The sequence below is a fragment of the Legionella lansingensis genome (assembly GCF_900187355.1).
In the GTDB taxonomy this organism is placed as follows: Bacteria; Pseudomonadota; Gammaproteobacteria; order Legionellales; family Legionellaceae; genus Tatlockia; species Tatlockia lansingensis.
Map to the genome: position 1 here is coordinate 1963418 of NZ_LT906451.1, position 17691 is coordinate 1981108.

The window sequence follows — 17691 nt, forward strand, 5'->3', positions numbered from 1 at the left end:
TATCTTAGAAGGGTTTTTATTCAAAAGCAGTAGGTTGGGCCAAGGCCCATAGCCGTCAGGCTAAGAGTTTAAAAGCACTCTCCTTCGCAGAAGTCAAAGGTCAAAAGAGGTTTCTTTTTTGAATCTTTGATAGCAAAGAGGGAGAGATTTTCATAGAAATCATTCAAGAAATGCTTTAATCGATAAGGAGACATGAGGGCGATAATCAATCCAGTAGCCTTGGAACTTAGTTGGTGACAGGCTTTATAAAAAGAGAGTTGTTTGCCTTCTATGTTGCGCATGGGATTGCATAGCAAAAACAAAAGCATCATTGCAATAAACTTACCATAGGTTTCAATAATCACTCGAGCAAACTTTTTAGTTTTGATAGAGTCAATATGCATTAAGGATTTACTTAATTTAAAGAGGAGTTCTACCTGCCATCGTAAAGCATACGTTTGATGAATTGCTTTATTATTGATTTGAGTTTCAGAGGTATTGGTAATATAAATAGACCAACTTTGTAAAGCCAACGATTCCTGGTTTGGTGTGGAACCACGGCGACGATGATCTTTTATAAGTCTTCTCCGCCTTTGCTCGGCAATGACTGGTGGTAATCGTTGAGCGACCAAGCGGACAGGAATTTTATGCGTTGCTCCCATAAGGACCTGCTGAGAAAAGAATGGTGCAGCATTCTCCAAGGTAACGAGTAAATCAAAAGGTTTCTTATCTTGTGTTAGAAGTTTAGTTCCGGTGAGCAAGCGGCTTATGAAGAAAGCGTTTTCTTCCATAATTTTCTTAAACGTGTTCAGTTTAAAATAACCTAAATCCATTAAATAAAGAGCTCCTTTTTCAATAGTATTAAAATAATTATCAAAGCCCTGATCGTTATCACAGCCCGAAGTTAGAGTAAGCTCTTTTATTTGTCCACCAAGATAATCAAACATCATTTGGATTTTCATAGCGGAACTGGATGCGGCTCCGCCACTGCCTTTAAAAAGCTCATTCAGCGCCTGATGTAAGGATATAGTACTGCTATCAATGATGTTAAGGCTACTAAATTGCTCCAATCCTTGGAGTTGAGGTAACTTTTTCATTTGAAAGTGCTTTAAACAGAATAATGAAAAGGCTTTAAGAAATCCGGCTGTTCGTTCGTTAAATCGCTCATGTAATGATTGTTTTTTGATATAAACTTTTTGCGTTTTTACCAATCCACAGAAAAGTTCCAAATTAAAATGTTCTGAAAAACAGAGCGTTATCAATGATTTTATAAAAACACTAGGTGTCAATTTTGAACGGCGTTTCTGAAAACCTGTTTCCTTTCCTATCCGATCCGCTTCATAAGTAAAAAATTTAAAGATTTCTTGAGGAATATTTGATAGGGTATCCAGCAGCATAGAGTCCCTTTTGGTTGTTTTCCTGGCGGGAAAAAATTTAAAAGGGTACTCTAGCTTTTTTTATTATTATTTCAATAAGTTAAACAAACAATTTCTTTCTTAGCCTGACGGCTATGGGCCAAGGCCCAACCTACAAATTATTCCAGGAAGGACAAAATAAGATAATTAACTGACCACTTTCCAGGAGCCGTCTGCTTGTCGACAAGCTTTGCCGTAGATTTGTTGGGATTTACCACCAATGATGGCTCTTGTGATGTATTCACGGCAGGGTTGATTATTGGTGTAATAAGTCCTGGTAGGTTGAACGGTGTAACGATTACCATTATCAGGGTTTTGCCAAACGACAGCACGTCCTGTTGGCGCAGTTTCCAGGGCTCTTTGCATCTCTAGTCTGTCAAGACGGTCCATGGTACGACCAATATTACCTCCTAGGTAAGCGCCCAATAAAGCACCACCAGCCGCAGCAGCTACTTTACCTGAACCACCGCCAAATTGGCTGCCGAGAAGTCCACCCACAACACCACCTGTGACAGTACCCACGCCCTCATTCGTTACTTGTGCACAACCAGCAAGGAAAACAGATAAGGAAAGAGATACCATTGCTATTTTTTTCATGATTCACCTAGTATCATTGTGTAAAATCGGTTCGTATTCTAGCATCACGTTTAGATATTATCCACAATTTTGCTTTATTTTCGGCCTTTACTCTTGTCGCACTCTGGGCGAAAACTGACAAAGCAACTCATATGCGATGGTTCTCGCTGAGGAAGCTATTGATTCTACAGGGATATGTTGTCCCCATAGCTCCACAGGATCGCCAATCTTTACTAATGGAACGTCTGTTAAATCCACAGTCAACATATCCATAGATACTCGTCCGACAATAGGAACACGAAAACCATTGAGCCAAACCGGTGTATTAGGAGCAACATGGCGAGGGTAACCATCCCCATAACCTACAGCAACAACGCCAATAATTGAAGGCCTTGTGGTTTGCCAAATTCCTCCATAGCCCACACGAACATGAGCCGGATAATGATGTATAGCACTAATCGCAGAAACAAAACGCATGACAGGCATCAAACCTAATTCTTGTCCCGTTTTATCCGCAAAGGGAGACACCCCATAGAGCATGATGCCCGGGCGCACCACGTCCTCATGCGTATCTGGCAGAGCCAAGATGGCTGCAGAATTGCTGATACTTTTGATTATCTTAACAGGTGGCAAATCAAGCTCTCTAAACATGCGCAATTGTTTTTGAACACTGGGATCGGTCGGTTCGTCAGCACATGCCAAATGAGTCATCAAGCCAATTTCAGAATCAACCCACGGGCAATTCGTCAAGGCGGTCATGACCTCATAAATATCCTGCGGCGGAAAACCTAAACGATGCATTCCCGTATTTACTTTTACCCAGACCTTAATTCTATTAGGCAATGGGTTGGCTAATAACCATTGAAGTTGATGCGGTTGATGAATTACACATTGTAAGCGATGAGTAGAAACCAATTGCAGCTCTTCCGGGCTAAATATTCCCTGAAATAAAACACACTCACCTCTGACCCCCAGAGCACGAATAGCTAAAGCCTCTTCAAGACAAGCCACACCAAACGCATAGACTTGCCCATCTAGGACTGGCACTACTGCCGACAGACCACAACCATAGGCATGAGCTTTAACCATCGCAATCACTTTTGATGCTGTGGTACAGCGTTTTATCTGATTCAGATTATGCAAGAGTGCAGTCGCATTAATATGCACTCGAGTTGGTCTTGTCACGTCAATCTACTCCAGAATAACCATTAAAAGCTAAATCTTCAAAGCGGGTGTATTTACCAAGGAAAGCTACCTTGACCTTCCCAATAGGGCCATTACGTTGCTTTGCAATAATAAGTTCAGCGGTTCCCTTATCGGGGCTGTCTTCGTTATATACTTCATCACGATAAATAAAACAAATGAGATCAGCATCTTGCTCTATAGCACCAGACTCACGCAAATCCGACATTACCGGTCGCTTATCCTGCCGTTGCTCAAGACTACGATTCAACTGAGATAAAGCAATCACCGGCACTTCAAGTTCTTTAGCCAACGATTTTAGGCTGCGGGATATTTCAGAAATTTCCGCGGTGCGGTTGTCAGCTTTAAAACCCGGTACTTTCATTAGCTGTAAATAGTCAACAACAACTAAACCTAATTGCCCATGCTCCTTAGCTAATCGACGAGAGCGAGCACGCATTTCAGCGGGACTTAAAGCTGCGGTATCGTCAATGAACAAAGGGGCTTCCGATAATAAATGCACAGCGGAAGTTACTCTTGGCCAATCATCATCTTCGAGTTTGCCAGTTCGCAATCGATGTTGATCAATCCTTCCTAAGGAAGACATCATGCGCATGGCCAAAGAATCAGCAGGCATTTCCATAGAAAAAACCAGTACCGGCTTATTTGCATTAATAGCTGCATGTTCAGCCATATTCATGACTAAGGTGGTTTTACCCATGGAAGGTCGTCCAGCGACGATGATCAAATCAGAGGGTTGCAAGCCCGATGTTTTTTCATCAAAATCAGTTAAACCAGTCGCTAAACCGGTTATAGCATTACCATTATGATAAAGGGCATCAATTTTCTCTACCGTTTTTACCAGAATGGATTTGATACCTTCTGGGCCACCATCTCCACCAGTCTGTTCAGCAATGGCAAACACTTTAGTTTCAGCATAATCAAGTAATTCCGTTACCTCTCTGCCCATGGGATTATAAGCAGAATCTGCAATGTCATTGGCAACACTAATGAGCTGACGTTGAACCGACTTTTCACGAACAATATCGGCATAAGCAGAAATATTAGCAACACTTGGCGTGTTATTGGCCAACTCAAAGAGATACGTTTCGCCACCGGCATCATCCAATTGATTGTTGGATTTCAGAATATCAAGTAAAGTCACAACGTCAAAAGGCTGATCCTTTCTTGCCAACTCCACAATGGCATGATAAAGAACACGATGCTCGATACGATAAAAATCTGCTTCACATAATTTCAGACTAATCGTATCCCACACCTGATTATCAAGCATCAATCCCCCAAGGATTGACTGTTCAGCTTCAACCGAATGAGGAGGCAATTTAAGTGGATCGACAGTGCTTTTACGCGTTTTTATTTCTGCTGCCATGATATTATTAAAAAACCATTTGCTATTTCACTGCTATTTTAATGCTGAATAAAAAAAAAGACACACTTCACGTGTGTCTTTTTTACAGATAATCTTGGTAAAGCGAAATTAACGAACCCAAACTTGAGTGCGACCAAGCATAGAAACACCAAGGTAGCCACGCACATAAAGCTTGTTGCCTTTAAGGCTCATTTTAGCGCGATAAATTTTTCCGGTTTTAGGATCAAGAATTTGACCACCTTCCCACTCACCATTGCCCTTGTCCTTTAGACCCCATACAAATTGCAGACCTTTGATGGGTTTGTTTTTGAAACCACCCGGACATTTAGAGCAAATACCGGTATCACCGGGTTGCGGATAAACTTTTACAATAGTGCCACTTAAAGTACCACCTGACACAGTTAAACGAACAACAGCGCGTTTTTGTCCTGTCTTATCATCGATAGTTGTCCACGTACCGGCTGGTGATTGAGCTAAAGCAACAGGCAAGAAAAATACTGTTAGTACAAATGCTAATAACCCCTTCCATTGTCTCATGAGATTCCTCCTTAATTTTCTCATCAAAAGAATAGGCTAGGAATCCAAGCTTTGCAATTAAAAAATATCTTTTTTTTAATAGGTTAGTCCTTGAACCACTATCATTAAGTAAGGATTTCTCTCGCCTTGAATTACCGCGGCTTGACCGCGGTATCCATGCTCAGAGCTATTTCATGGATCCCGCGGTCGATGCCGCGGGGATTCGATTTTCTTAACTTAATGACAATAAATCCTTGGACAAGGGCATAAAAAATTGCTCAATATCTTGCGAGCTAAGCTGAATCATCCCACTAACATTCTCAGACAAAATATCTTCCACTAACTCTCTTTTTTTATTTTGCATAGCTAAAATAGCCTCTTCGACTGTGCCTGAAGTGATTAATTTATACACGAATACAGGGTTCTCTTGTCCTATACGATGGCTTCTATCCGTGGCTTGATCTTCCACAGCCGGGTTCCACCAAGGATCATAGTGAATGACAGTATCTGCGCGCGTTAAATTTAGACCAGTGCCACCAGCTTTCAGACTGATGAGAAAGATCGGGATATTTCCCTCTTGGAAAGTATTTACCAGAGTCTGCCTGTTTTGTGTCTGGCCAGTTAATTTCAAATAATGATAGTTACGCTTTACTAATTGTTCTTCAATCAATTTAAGCATTGAAGTAAATTGTGAAAAAATCAATATTCGCCGCCCCTCATCAATTAAGCTTTCAAGCAACTCCATCAATGCTTCAAGTTTTGCAGAGGTACCATAAGCCATTTCTGCTTCCGGTATTGAAAGCAATTTGGGATCACAACAAACCTGTCGCAATTTCAAAAGCGCATCTAAAAGAAGAATATGGCTTTTTTCCATACCGTTTTGGGCAATCGCTTCTCGGACTTTTTTCTCCATGCTCATTCTTATTGCTTCGTAGAGATCCCGCTGCGGTCCCGTCAACTCGATGGTCCGCGTCATTTCTGTTTTATCAGGCAATTCACGAGCCACTTGATTTTTAGTACGACGCAATATAAATGGCTGAACTCGTTTGGCGAGAATCTTTTTTCTGTCAGCATTCGCTTCTTTCTCAATCGGATTTTTGAAAAATTGTCGGAATTGCTTACTATCCCCCAATAAGCCAGGCATTAGAAAATGAAACAGTGACCACAACTCACCCAAATGATTCTCAAGTGGTGTTCCTGACAAACATAAGCGATGATTTGCCTTTATTTGCTGAATAATTTGTGTCGTTTTTGTACGCGCATTTTTTATGGATTGTGCCTCATCCAAAATTAAATAGTAGAAATGATAGTCAATAAAACGCGTTTTATCCCGCTGAATAAGTCCATACGTTGAAACAACAACGTCATAATCAGCAAAATTATCCTGATGACGTCCTGTACCATGGAAAACCAACAGTTTTAAGTCCGGGGTAAATCGCTTCGCCTCTTCAAACCAATTACCAACCAAACTGGTTGGTACAACAATAAGACTAGGTTTTAGAAGTCTCCCTTGCTCTTTCTCCACTTGTAAATGAGCCAAGGTCTGTACTGTTTTGCCCAAGCCCATGTCATCTGCCAGCACGCCCCCAAAATGGCTTAACCGTAAAAATTGTAACCAATTGAGGCCTTCATGTTGGTAATCTCGCAACTTGGTTTTCAACCCCTTTGGGACCTCAATCACAGGAATGCTTTGCATGCTCGTCAGTTGCTGCAACTGACGACGTATGATTTCAGCGCCCAGCCAACGTGTAGAAACTGCAGCGACTGCTAGTTCCGTTTCGCGCATTAATATTAATTGATAGCGAGAGATGCGAAGTTGTGTTTCATTCTTAAGCTGACGCGCTCCGTAATGCAGCAGGAAACGAATTAAGGGTTTCACACGACCCAATTCAACTTGCAATGCTTTTCCATCAGGGAGAGGCATTCTCACCAACGTTTCATCAGGCAAATCATCAATCTTCTTATTGTTCAATTTGCTGATCAATTCGGTGACGAGGGGCACGATGTTGACTTGTTTCCCTTCTACCAAAATCCCTAACTGGTAAGAGAAGAAATCATTTCCCTGATCTTGAATGTCCGAAAACCACTCAACCTCATCCGCATTAACGATCTCTTCATAAATGGGGTGAATAAATTCAACCTGCCAATTCTTTTTTTCAAGCGCTGGCAGAATCTGATCATAAAATTTAGACAAGTCATTTTCATGACGTAAATGAGCTATAATCTTTTCCTTGTCGAGATAATAATCTGCCCACAATTTTTCTGTTATCGTGGGACAGCGCAGGCTTAAAATTTGTACAATCTCTTTATATATCTTTTTTTCCAAAGCGAAATCACGAGGAATTTCAATTAATTTTTTATCTTCCTCTTTAATCAATTTGCTGTTGTTGTCAGCTGGGTCTACTGTTATCCCTTCGTAATCAAAAAAAACATCAGCGATAAAGAGTACTCGTTGTTCGAGGACGACACCAGGAAATCCTGGTGTCGATTCAATGGCATCAAAATGAATGATCACCTGCGGCTTTACCATGCGTACTTCTTTGCTCTCATAAATCGTAGGTGCAGGAATTTCAAAATGACTTAGCTCCATTTGCATGGCAACAGTAGAAGCTGCATCCAAATCGATGGGCGGCATATTCATAATCTTTTTTAGCTGCCCAAGGTTATAAGGCACTTTCAACAAACCAAGACAATTGCTCTCTTGATCCAGGTACCAAAGCTTATCTAAAAAGAGAGGGTGCATCGCTTCACCTGCCGACTCTAACACAGCATATTGTTTCCCTTCTGTAGTCAGTTGCCAAACTAAAGTTGACTCTAACTCATCACCCAAATGTATCTTTTCGCCTCTATCTATATCGTGGGGGCGGGACGTCGGGAATGAGCGAGTAATTACCATTGTGGATAAATAGGCTCTTTCCGTTTTGAGAATTTGTTCTAAGAGATCACTGTTACGTATGGTTAATCGCTCAAACCAAACTTGGATATTGTTTTTGTCCAGCAGGATTTTAATAATTGCATCGTCTTCGGGAGAAAAATATTTTCTTCGACTGTCAGTGACGCTATTGAAGGGAATTTTTTTACCCAATCCACCTTTTTTACGCCGTTTTGCCAATGCTAGTCTAATGCTAATGCGATGCTCATAACCTATATATTGTGGCTCGATAAGATAGGCAATTTCATGAGAACCGGATCGAGCTATTTTTTCTTCTGTCTTCGTGCGCAGTGTATCAAGCCACGATTCCAAAGATTGAGCTTTTTTTTCAGTTGACGGCCCCGGGATGACATAGTTCTCTCTCACTTGTAGAGAAAACAAACTTGCAGCTGCATGTTTGCAATTCATTTTATAGGAGCAACTACAATGCGCTGGCGTTCTAGGCCAGGATTTTAAATCAATATGAACATCATAAATTTGGCTAGAGTGCCCTTTAACACGCGCTTTAAGTAAACCTTCACTTAAGCGAATATTAAGCACATGGCCTGTCTGCTGATACTCTTGGCCTCGCATCAAAACGGTAGGTAAAAAAACATCGGCCATCCGTGATAATGCATCTTTGAGCATACAACTTACTCTTTGGGGTTAAACAGTATATTATAACGAATTGACTTATCTTTGTATTGTCAATAACACTTATTCTATTTTAAAGACTTACGCATAAATAAATAATACACAATTCGCAAACACCTTCGTATATCTTCCTCAATAATCAAAATTTTGCAAAATTTCCTGCCTCAATAAACGCACATGAATTTGTCTTTTTGTAAAAAAATTATCTTGTAGATCTATAATAATACAAGACTTTCATATTTATTAGTGTTCTATGAGCAGAATACCAACTGAGGGTTCTCATTTTACTGTAAACAAACAACCCGATTTTATTGAAGATAGCTTTCCATTAACTTTAACAGAAGAGTCAAAAGAGTTGTTTGAAAAAGGAGCTGATGGACAAGGTTACATAGGAATTGTGGAGGTTGATACAGGAAGAATTCATCTCGTCCCCTCTTTTAATAAAGGTGATGGTTTGCTGCATCTTGATAAAAATGGTAAACAGTTTTCTCGCTGGATAGCAACAGAACAGCCTTTAGGTGGTGGAGCAGGTGACCTGCATACACGTGCAGCAAGTATCTTGAAGTTGGGACATAAGGCCGGAAAAGAAGGTTTATTGATGGGATTTGGCCTATGGAAAAGCGGAGTAAGTGTCAAATTTTTATCTGAGATTCCCGACAGCAATTTAAGGCTAATACCTGATGAATATTTGCTTGTCAAAGATAATAATCGATGGATTCTTCACTATGTTAACAAAGACAGAACGAGTCGACCCATTGCGATTAATGCCATCCCCGGTCTACAAGAGGCTCTCGATCAGTTGCCACCAAACAAGAAACCGGAGGAGTTAAGTTTTGGGGAGCGAAATGTAATTGAAAATTTGCTCAGGCACCCCGGCAATCCAGGAATCAAATTTGCAAAAAACCGTTCCTCTAGTCAGAACATGTTTTCTTGTCAATATACTTCAGATTATGGCGTCTTTTTTGACAAAAAAATTACCGGACCTCATCGTGATACCCAGGAAAAAATAGCTCATCAAGTAGCATTGAGGAGAGAACTTCCTTTACCCGTATTTCAAAAAATCATGGATGCCACAGCTCAAGGTTTAGCGATTCCTTTGCTTAGAGATTTATCCTCTAATCCTGTCGTACCAACAGACAAAAATGATAATTATCTAAGACAACATCTTGCAATTGAAAAAGAATGGATCAATTCTCTAAAAATATTAGACACTCATGCACTTCTAATTCCTAAAATTCTCCATATGCTTACGGAAGAAGCCTCGGAAGAGGCTGATAGTTCCATAATTGCCGAAATGCTCGCTAGCCTCTCTACAAAAAATTGTTTAACTTCAGAAACACTACAAGCACTTTCTCAATTTTTAAAATATATTGACCAATTAAGATTGGAAGAACATTCATTTGATCTTGAAAAGTTAACAGTAGAAGAAAAGAGCTTGGTATTCAATAAGGAACTTGCAGTCGAAAATTTTGTACAAGCCCTTATAACCCTTAATAGAGAAGAACGCTCTAAAGAAAATCATTTTATTTTCGAACACCCCTTGCAAGCAAGAAATATTGCGGATGGATTAGTAACCTTGGCAGATGCGGGTATTTTGACGGAGGAGAATGGAAAATTATTTGTTGAACAATTACTTACCGAAAATGCTAAATACTCTTCGCAACTTCTCAACGCATTGCGTAGATTGGCTAGTGTTGGTGAACTAAACGATGGTAGTTTTAAAGTTCTCTCTTACAGTAAGAATGCTTCTTATTCTGAAGCACTGAGTACTGCTCTAATTCTTTTGTCACGATCTCGTTTGGCAACAGAGGCTAATTTACAACTCTTAACTCATCTTTTTACTCGGCATGGACAACTTGCTTTAAGGGCAATGCAAAAAATGGCAGATGCTTACCAGTTAAACGATCAAACATTTGGATTGTTATCACAAGTCGAGTTAACAACTAGTAATATTAATAATGTTGTTAAGATCATAGAAACTAAACAGCAGCAAATTAATGGTAAAATTAATCAATTGAAAGAAATGATTTATCAAGCTTTAGGTGTAAATTTAGGTTACCATGCGGGGTTTTATTCCAGAATTTTAAAGAATGAGGCAATTGAAGTCAGTTTATCCCATTTAACCAAAGCACCACCTGAGATATCCTTGGCAGAGATGTTAGATTGGAAGGGAGAAAAAGGACCTAGTCTGCGCGAAGTATTGATAAGTACTATACCAGAGAAAAGTCTAGAATCGCTTTTTGCTAAACTTGACTCCAAACAAATTCCAGGAGCTGCATTAAGTGGATAAAATTAGATCCTTGAAATCCGTGGCATTTCTCTAAAAGTATTAGATTTTTATTTATTTACTTAAAACAAACGTTATAAAATCAACAAACAAGGCAAAATAGAAGTCATTGTAATGTCCCAAGTTCTCCAAATACTTATGGCTCAGATCAACCCCTTGGTGGGTGCGATTGGAGCGAATACAGAAAAAATTGCCAATATTATAAAACTGCATCAAGATCAACATGATGTTATTGTTTTCCCAGAGTTGGCTATCAGCGGTTATCCCCCAGAAGATTTATTGTTGCGACAGGATTTTCATAAGCAAGTTGAACAAGCCCTGCAAGTTATCCAGGAAATAACAAAAGAATGTCATGTCATCGTTGGACATCCTTGTTTAGAAGATGACCGTGTCTGTTTCAATGCCGCTAGTATTTTTTATAACGGCACTCGAGTCGCCCATTACCATAAGCAACATCTACCCAACTATGGCGTATTTGACGAGGAACGTTATTTTCACCATGGAGAAGCAAAGCCTTGTATTTTGCCCATTAAAGGTTATCAATTTGGTGTTTGTATTTGCGAAGATATTTGGTTTAAAGGACCCGTTGAACAGTTACTGGAAGCCAAAGTGGATGGCTTTTTTTGCTTGAATGCTTCTCCTTTTGATTATAAGAAACAAGGTTTACGTGAAAATTTATTAAAGAAATACGCTAAAAAAGGTGTAAGTATTTTTTACGTCAATCAAGTTGGAGGGCAAGATGAGTTGGTTTTTGATGGCCACTCAATGGCATTTAATGCCCAGGGAGTACTATGCGCCCGCGCCCCCCTTTTTCAGGAGGCATTGCAAACCATTACCTTTAACCAACAAACGATCACTGGCGAAATTGTCTCTTTGCCAGCTGAAGATAAACTCATTTATGACGCTTTGGTTTGTGGTACACGGGATTATGTGCAAAAAAACGGTTTTCCTGGCGTATTGCTGGGTTTATCAGGAGGGGTGGATTCAGCCCTGACCTTAGCAATTGCAGTAGATGCTTTAGGAGCATCGCGGGTTCATGCCGTGATGATGCCTTCTCGATTTACCGCCAGTATTAGCGTGGAAGACGCGCAAAAACAACTTCAAACCTTAGGCGTAGCCAATTCAATTCTCTCTATTGAACCGACCTTCAAGAGCTTTCTTGAAACCCTCGCCCCTTCTTTTGTAGGTTATAAAGCAGACACTACTGAAGAAAACATACAGGCGAGGATTCGTGGCATTTTATTAATGGCCCTTTCGAACAAAACAGGAAAAATGGTACTCACCACCAGTAATAAAAGCGAAACAGCCGTCGGTTACGCCACCTTATATGGTGATATGGCTGGTGGATTAGCCGTCTTAAAGGATATCTTAAAAACTCAGGTTTACGCTTTGGCACGTTACCGCAATTCAATAGCACCGATTATTCCCGAGAGGGTGTTCACCCGAGCTCCCTCTGCAGAATTGGCCGAAAATCAAACCGATCAAGATACTTTGCCTGATTATGCCATTCTCGACGCCATCATCAAAGCCTACATGGAAAACAATGTCGCTGCACAAGAAATCATCGCATCAGGTTATGCTCCTGAAGTTGTCTATAAAGTTATTCGTTTAATTAAACAGAATGAATACAAACGACGACAAGGTCCTCCAGGCATTAAAGTTTCTCCTCGCGCCTTCGGTCGTGATTGGCGCATGCCAATCACTTCAGGCTTTGTGCCATAGTTGCACATAATGACACAATTTTATTCTTCTTATTTGATCTTCAAAAAACCGAATTACCGTGGCTTGACCACGGTATCTATGGTTCATTGAAGATCGCTGGATACCGTGGTAAGCCACGGTAATTTCGCTGTATCATCGGTAATTCAATGTTCTAAAAGTCAAGCAATAAAACCATGGAGATTGAATCTTAACAACCAAGAACAGCTGAATGCGAAGGATCGACTCCTCCTTCTGGTGATTCCTGAGATGTAACTATAGGTTCCTTTGCTGATTCTTGCGCTAAGGCCTTGCGCTTAGCCATGATCGTTTTATCACCAAAAAGTGTGGCAACAGCAGCATACTTGCTGATGTCCAATTTTCCAGACTTCGGAGTACCAAGTACAGCAGGTGTTTCTTCATTATCCTCTTTATGTGCTATTTCAGAATCCTCGTTTGCCAATTTAGTAGCTTCATTTACTGATTTAGGACCTTCTCTCAATACTGCTTCTAACTTAGAAAACTGCTCTAAATTTATGCGATTAGTAGCCTCAGGTTTAAAATCCGTGAGCGTTTTTACTAAATTATTTAATTGCTCAAAGGTTACAGCTTCGACTTCATCCTGCCATTGAAGCAACAAATCCTGAGTTTCTTGAGGACAAGCAGACATTTGCACCTTTATATTTTCTTGGAAGGCATTGATATAATAAAGTTGCCAATGATTATTTTCTTTAGTGAGAACATAGGAACAGGGTTTGCAATACGTGTCGACCTTAGGCGGGAATACCTTCATGGCCCTGCACGCTAGTACTGATGTCGGGGTGTTGGAATGTTTAATACAGTCACGTAACCCTTGTATGGCTTCAACACCTAAACCTGCGGCGGATAACCCATTGTTGTCTGCAAGAATCTTTTTAAATTTGTTGGAAGCCTCCTCATTAGTCCAGCTTGCCAACTCAATAACCGCGTTCTTTCCTCCTCTTTGCCTTTGGTATAAAGACCATTTGCCTGTTGTTGGATTAGGTTCACGTATCAAGATATAGGTGTCTTTAATAAGTTTATATGGAGGAATAGTTGTCCAATCATCACTTGTAATTAACGTTATACCATGCCTTTGATTTAATAAGTTTTGGATGCTCTTTTGCTTGCTTTCGTCCACATTCTGGCGAGTATTAACATACCTCAGTTGCATTTTAAGTGCTAAGAAATTATTGGCGGATAAATCTGTCTTTTGAACCAGCCAAGAATCCAGGTCAGAGTAGTCTTTGAGTTTTATCAAATTTTCTTTGCCTAAACTGTCATACCAGTATAATTGAAATGCATCAGATTCCTTTTTTAAAACATAGGTAGAAACCAAATCCTGTAATTGGGATGCATCTGGATTAAATAGAACCTGGTTTTTTTTCAACAAGGCATCTACTATATTCTTGCATCCTATCTTTAGTTCATGGGCGGATGCTGATTTTTTCATCAACTCTGCTAACAGCTTATCCTTTGCTTGACTTGCTTCGCCTACCTCTTGAGTCGCAGGTTTAAATTTTAAGAAATTTTTAAGCTCGTCTTCTATCCGTTTCAAAATAATCGTAAGCTCTGGACTGATGGTTAAAGGAATAGCTTTGCCGGTTAGATCGTACCAAATTAAGTCCCATTTAGGATTGTCAGCATCTATATCTTGCACATTTAAGTAGAAGGTATAATGATCTTGATTTTTTAAGGCAAATAATTTTGCAGATTCTTTCTCATTAAATAGAACGATGCTATCCAATTGCCTGTTTTTTTCAGCGCAAATTCTTTTCTTCTCTTCTTCTCGTTCAGCAACCCTTTTTGCATTAAGTTCTTCTTGTCGTAGCAAAATCTTGATCTTTTCCAGTATTAATACTCTCAAATCAGGGATGACCGTTTGGCGAAGGTAGTCATCGGTCTCCTTGTCATAGCCTTGTACAGCATTGATTAAGAAAATAAATAATTTTGTATTTGCCGAATTTTGCTTCCATGTGCCGGCACTAAAAAATTTCTGAAACTCTTGTAGCCGTATAACCCCCATATCAAAATCTTTTAAGGCTTGTATCGCTTTCTCAAAGTCACCACCACGTCTGCGGGACACACTATATAGCCAGGACCAAAATAGAGAGTTTTCATTACCATAGTCTATTTTTGCTTTTTCCAAACAGGTGGTTAATATTTGTCCACCTTCTGAAATTGCGGTAACTAGTTTTTCAGCAAACTCATCTAGATTGTGAATAATTTTTGGCATTTCCTTGCTCCTCATTCCTATAGTCCATCTATCATCTTAACTGATCAGCGCTGTAATACAATCAAATTCTTGTAGAAAAGAAATTTGAGTTGATCATTCTTGGAGAACAATGGTTTGTCCATGCCCACTTATAGAAATAATAATGTGCTATCAGCATTATTTATTCTCTCAGTGAGAAATTGAAGAACTGTCAGCTACTTGGGATTGATCTTTAGAGAGCGGGGATGACGATGTTACTCACATATTTTGAAAACCTATCTTGCCCAGGCTTATTCGCTACAATTATACTTTGATATAACATTGTAACTGCCAAAGAAATGAACAAACTATCTACGCACATAGCATTAATTCTTTTTATTTTTGTTGTGAGCATTTACTATGTTCTTTTTTTTACCATTCTAACTTGTCAATACAACCTGGATTTTGCTTCCTTCTATTCGGCTGCATTAGCAAGTTTTAAGGGCGAAAATCCTTACAGGGTCTGGTTGAGCACTTATCTTCCTGTCACCAAGGAACTTGCCCTCAATTTAAATCCCCCCATTTTTTTGTTGTTATTTAGTCCTCTAGCGCGACTAAGTTATCCTGTAGGATTAACTATCTGGCTAATGATTTGCTTCATATTGGGATTGATTGGCGCAACCATTGCCTTTAACCAGGCTTTGTCTTCCGAATCATTGAAAAAATACCGCTTGATCTTGTATGTGGTCTACTTGGCTTTTTTTCCTACTATTATGAATATTTCCATAGCGCAAGTAGGAACAATATTACTATTTTTCGTTATGCTAGGTTATCATTTTTATCTTAAAAATCGTGATTCTTATGCTGGGATAATGTGGGGATTTATCATCTCATTTAAGCTTTTTCCAGCCTTGTTATTATTTTATGTTTTGAAGCAACGTCGCTTTCGAGTTTTTTGGGTCATCATAGTTACTTTTGTACTTTGTTGGCTACTTCCTTTGATCATTTATGGTCCTGGCATTTATGCGCAATACTACTCAATGATGCTAAACATCTCCTGGTACAAAGACAACTGGAACGGCTCCCTGTATGGCTTTCTTTCCCGTTTGGTTTTGCTGGATCCCAGTGGCAAATTTGGTCTTCACTGGCTTACAACACTCTATCCCATCCTATTCGTTGCTTTGTTAATGCTCTATCTAAAAAAGATGGGTCCAAATGATGCGGTTCCCGTTAATCACCAACCATTTTGCTTAACACTGGTTGTCATGTTAATGCTTAGCCCTTTAAGTTGGGTTTATTATTTCCCTCTATTAATTTTTCCTTTATTACTTACCTGGGTTGCGATTTTGGAAGGAAACACGTTAGGAAAAAAATCACAGCAGATTTGGCTTCTATGCTTATTTCTTATTAATTTTCCGATTAATAATATGACTTTTAGTAACATAAGTTCTAAAAAAGCCATTAGCATTATGGACTTAATGATGTTTTCTTCTTTTTATTTTTATGGTTTGGTGCTTCTTTCTTATTTCTTCTTTTTAAAGAAAACATTTACTGGTAAAAACATGATTGTTACTGATAATAACAAGCAGCAATTTATATTAATTACTCTTATCATTTTTGCATTTGGCATCTTGATACCGAGCACGGGATTTTTTATGCGCTTATATACTGCGTGCCGCTATTAACTTGATATATCCACATACAAATCGTTGAATAGAGATACCGCGCATAAAGCGCGGTACGTAGTGGTTTTAATTTCGTGGGTATAAATAAACCAATATACCTCGATTACTTGGGAGTAAACGCTCCCCGTAACTCCTCTGGTGTTGCTGAAGGATTCATCGAGAATCTTAATAATACTGCTCTTAATTGCTCCTGAAACAAGCGTTGGCTTTCAGAAGAAGCTGGGCCTATATGGGTTGATATCCAGCTTAATAGCTTTAGATCTGCATTCAATTCCTCACGTAAAATACGATTCTCTGTCTCCAACCAAATACAATCATTCTCTAATTGTTTGTTTTCTTCAGAAAGCTCCGCGTACGTGCGCTCTAGCTGTTGGGTATGCGTTTTTCTCTTCTCTCTGGATGCCTTAGCTGCGAATAAATTTCGAAGACGACGAAATTCTTTTTTCTCTGGATCAGTTAGCTTCTCTCCCGCTTCTTTTCTGGTCTGAAGTTGGGCGAGTTGTAATGTGTTCTCTTCTAACGATGCTCTTTCAGAGCCTCGCTTTCGTTTTTTATGCATATGCACATCGTCAGAGGGAAGCATTGCAGATGTTGTCAATGTTGGTGGTAGTACAGGTGATTTTGAGGTAGGAGGTTGCTGAAAGAATGCACCAGTGTAACTTGTGGGTGCCACAAAAGGCAAAGAAAACTCTTGTCCTCCAATTACCGGAAGAGGATTTAAGAACTCAGGGACAGAACTCTCTTCAATAACCTCAAAGTTGTCAACAAAATCTTTAGTTTTGTTGCAATCCATCGTTGGAGCATTTAAAGGAGGAAGCCATACCTCTGTTAATTCGCCCCAAACCGTCTTCATCAATCGTTCTTGATTATGATAAGTAGCCACATATTCATTTAATAGAGCTTTTGAATCAACTTCAAAACCTTCCGTTAGTGAAGCGATTAGCCTCTTTAATCGTTCACGTTGCTGTTCTATAAGAAAAAATAAACTTTCATGAACCTCATTAGGAAAGTCCGTAGAGCTAAGAACTGATTTAAGCAGCTCCTGACAATCGAGTTGCTTTTTGTAAAATTCTAACATGCGGGAATCCTGAAATTACTAAATTATCAAGTGTGCACAAATATTAATCATATAGGGCGATTTTGTCAAAGTTTAATTTAAAGACACTTTTCAAAAAGATAACAACAC

General features: G+C 39.5%; 11 protein-coding genes. 3 read left to right on the forward strand and 8 right to left on the reverse strand.

Annotated elements, in window-relative coordinates; all coding sequences use genetic code 11:
* Positions 1 to 68: 68 nt before the first annotated feature.
* The 6 genes from CKV79_RS08920 to CKV79_RS08945 all read right to left on the reverse strand — a co-directional run bounded on the left by CKV79_RS08920 (position 69) and on the right by CKV79_RS08945 (position 8617).
* On the reverse strand, positions 69 to 1376 hold the full coding sequence (locus tag CKV79_RS08920; protein ID WP_095141691.1) for an IS4 family transposase: 1308 nt from the start codon (positions 1374 to 1376) through the stop codon (positions 69 to 71).
* Positions 1377 to 1541: 165 nt separating this feature from the next.
* Positions 1542 to 1991: an RT0821/Lpp0805 family surface protein gene (locus CKV79_RS08925; RefSeq protein WP_028373830.1), complete on the reverse strand. Its 450-nt coding sequence runs from the start codon at positions 1989 to 1991 to the stop codon at positions 1542 to 1544.
* Positions 1992 to 2078: 87 nt separating this feature from the next.
* On the reverse strand, positions 2079 to 3155 hold the full coding sequence (alr, locus tag CKV79_RS08930; protein WP_028373829.1) for an alanine racemase: 1077 nt from the start codon (positions 3153 to 3155) through the stop codon (positions 2079 to 2081).
* A 1-nt stretch (position 3156) separates the two neighbouring features.
* A complete protein-coding gene (gene dnaB, locus CKV79_RS08935; protein ID WP_028373828.1) occupies positions 3157 to 4542 on the reverse strand; it encodes a replicative DNA helicase in 1386 nt (461 codons plus the stop codon).
* A 108-nt stretch (positions 4543 to 4650) separates the two neighbouring features.
* Complete coding sequence (locus CKV79_RS08940) at positions 4651 to 5079, reverse strand: DUF2147 domain-containing protein (protein ID WP_028373827.1); 429 nt, start codon at positions 5077 to 5079, stop codon at positions 4651 to 4653.
* A gap of 211 nt (positions 5080 to 5290) precedes the next feature.
* Positions 5291 to 8617: a DEAD/DEAH box helicase gene (locus CKV79_RS08945; protein ID WP_028373826.1), complete on the reverse strand. Its 3327-nt coding sequence runs from the start codon at positions 8615 to 8617 to the stop codon at positions 5291 to 5293.
* 259 nt (positions 8618 to 8876) lie between these two features.
* Here CKV79_RS08945 and CKV79_RS08950 point away from each other — a divergent pair, with 259 nt between their 5' ends.
* Both CKV79_RS08950 and CKV79_RS08955 read left to right on the forward strand, forming a co-directional pair.
* Positions 8877 to 10913: a hypothetical protein gene (locus CKV79_RS08950; RefSeq protein WP_028373825.1), complete on the forward strand. Its 2037-nt coding sequence runs from the start codon at positions 8877 to 8879 to the stop codon at positions 10911 to 10913.
* Between the two features lie 111 nt (positions 10914 to 11024).
* Entirely contained in the window at positions 11025 to 12632 is a 1608-nt protein-coding gene (locus tag CKV79_RS08955) for an NAD+ synthase (RefSeq protein WP_028373824.1), read from the forward strand.
* 187 nt (positions 12633 to 12819) lie between these two features.
* Here CKV79_RS08955 and CKV79_RS08960 read toward each other — a convergent pair whose 3' ends face one another.
* Positions 12820 to 14862, reverse strand: coding sequence for a hypothetical protein (locus tag CKV79_RS08960; protein ID WP_028373823.1), 2043 nt, complete (start codon positions 14860 to 14862; stop codon positions 12820 to 12822).
* A gap of 317 nt (positions 14863 to 15179) precedes the next feature.
* Here CKV79_RS08960 and CKV79_RS08965 point away from each other — a divergent pair, with 317 nt between their 5' ends.
* A complete protein-coding gene (locus tag CKV79_RS08965; protein WP_051546211.1) occupies positions 15180 to 16505 on the forward strand; it encodes a glycosyltransferase family 87 protein in 1326 nt (441 codons plus the stop codon).
* 103 nt (positions 16506 to 16608) lie between these two features.
* Here the strand turns inward: CKV79_RS08965 and CKV79_RS08970 are convergent, their stop codons facing one another.
* On the reverse strand, positions 16609 to 17583 hold the full coding sequence (locus CKV79_RS08970) for a bZIP transcription factor (RefSeq protein ID WP_028373821.1): 975 nt from the start codon (positions 17581 to 17583) through the stop codon (positions 16609 to 16611).
* Positions 17584 to 17691 lie beyond the last annotated feature (108 nt).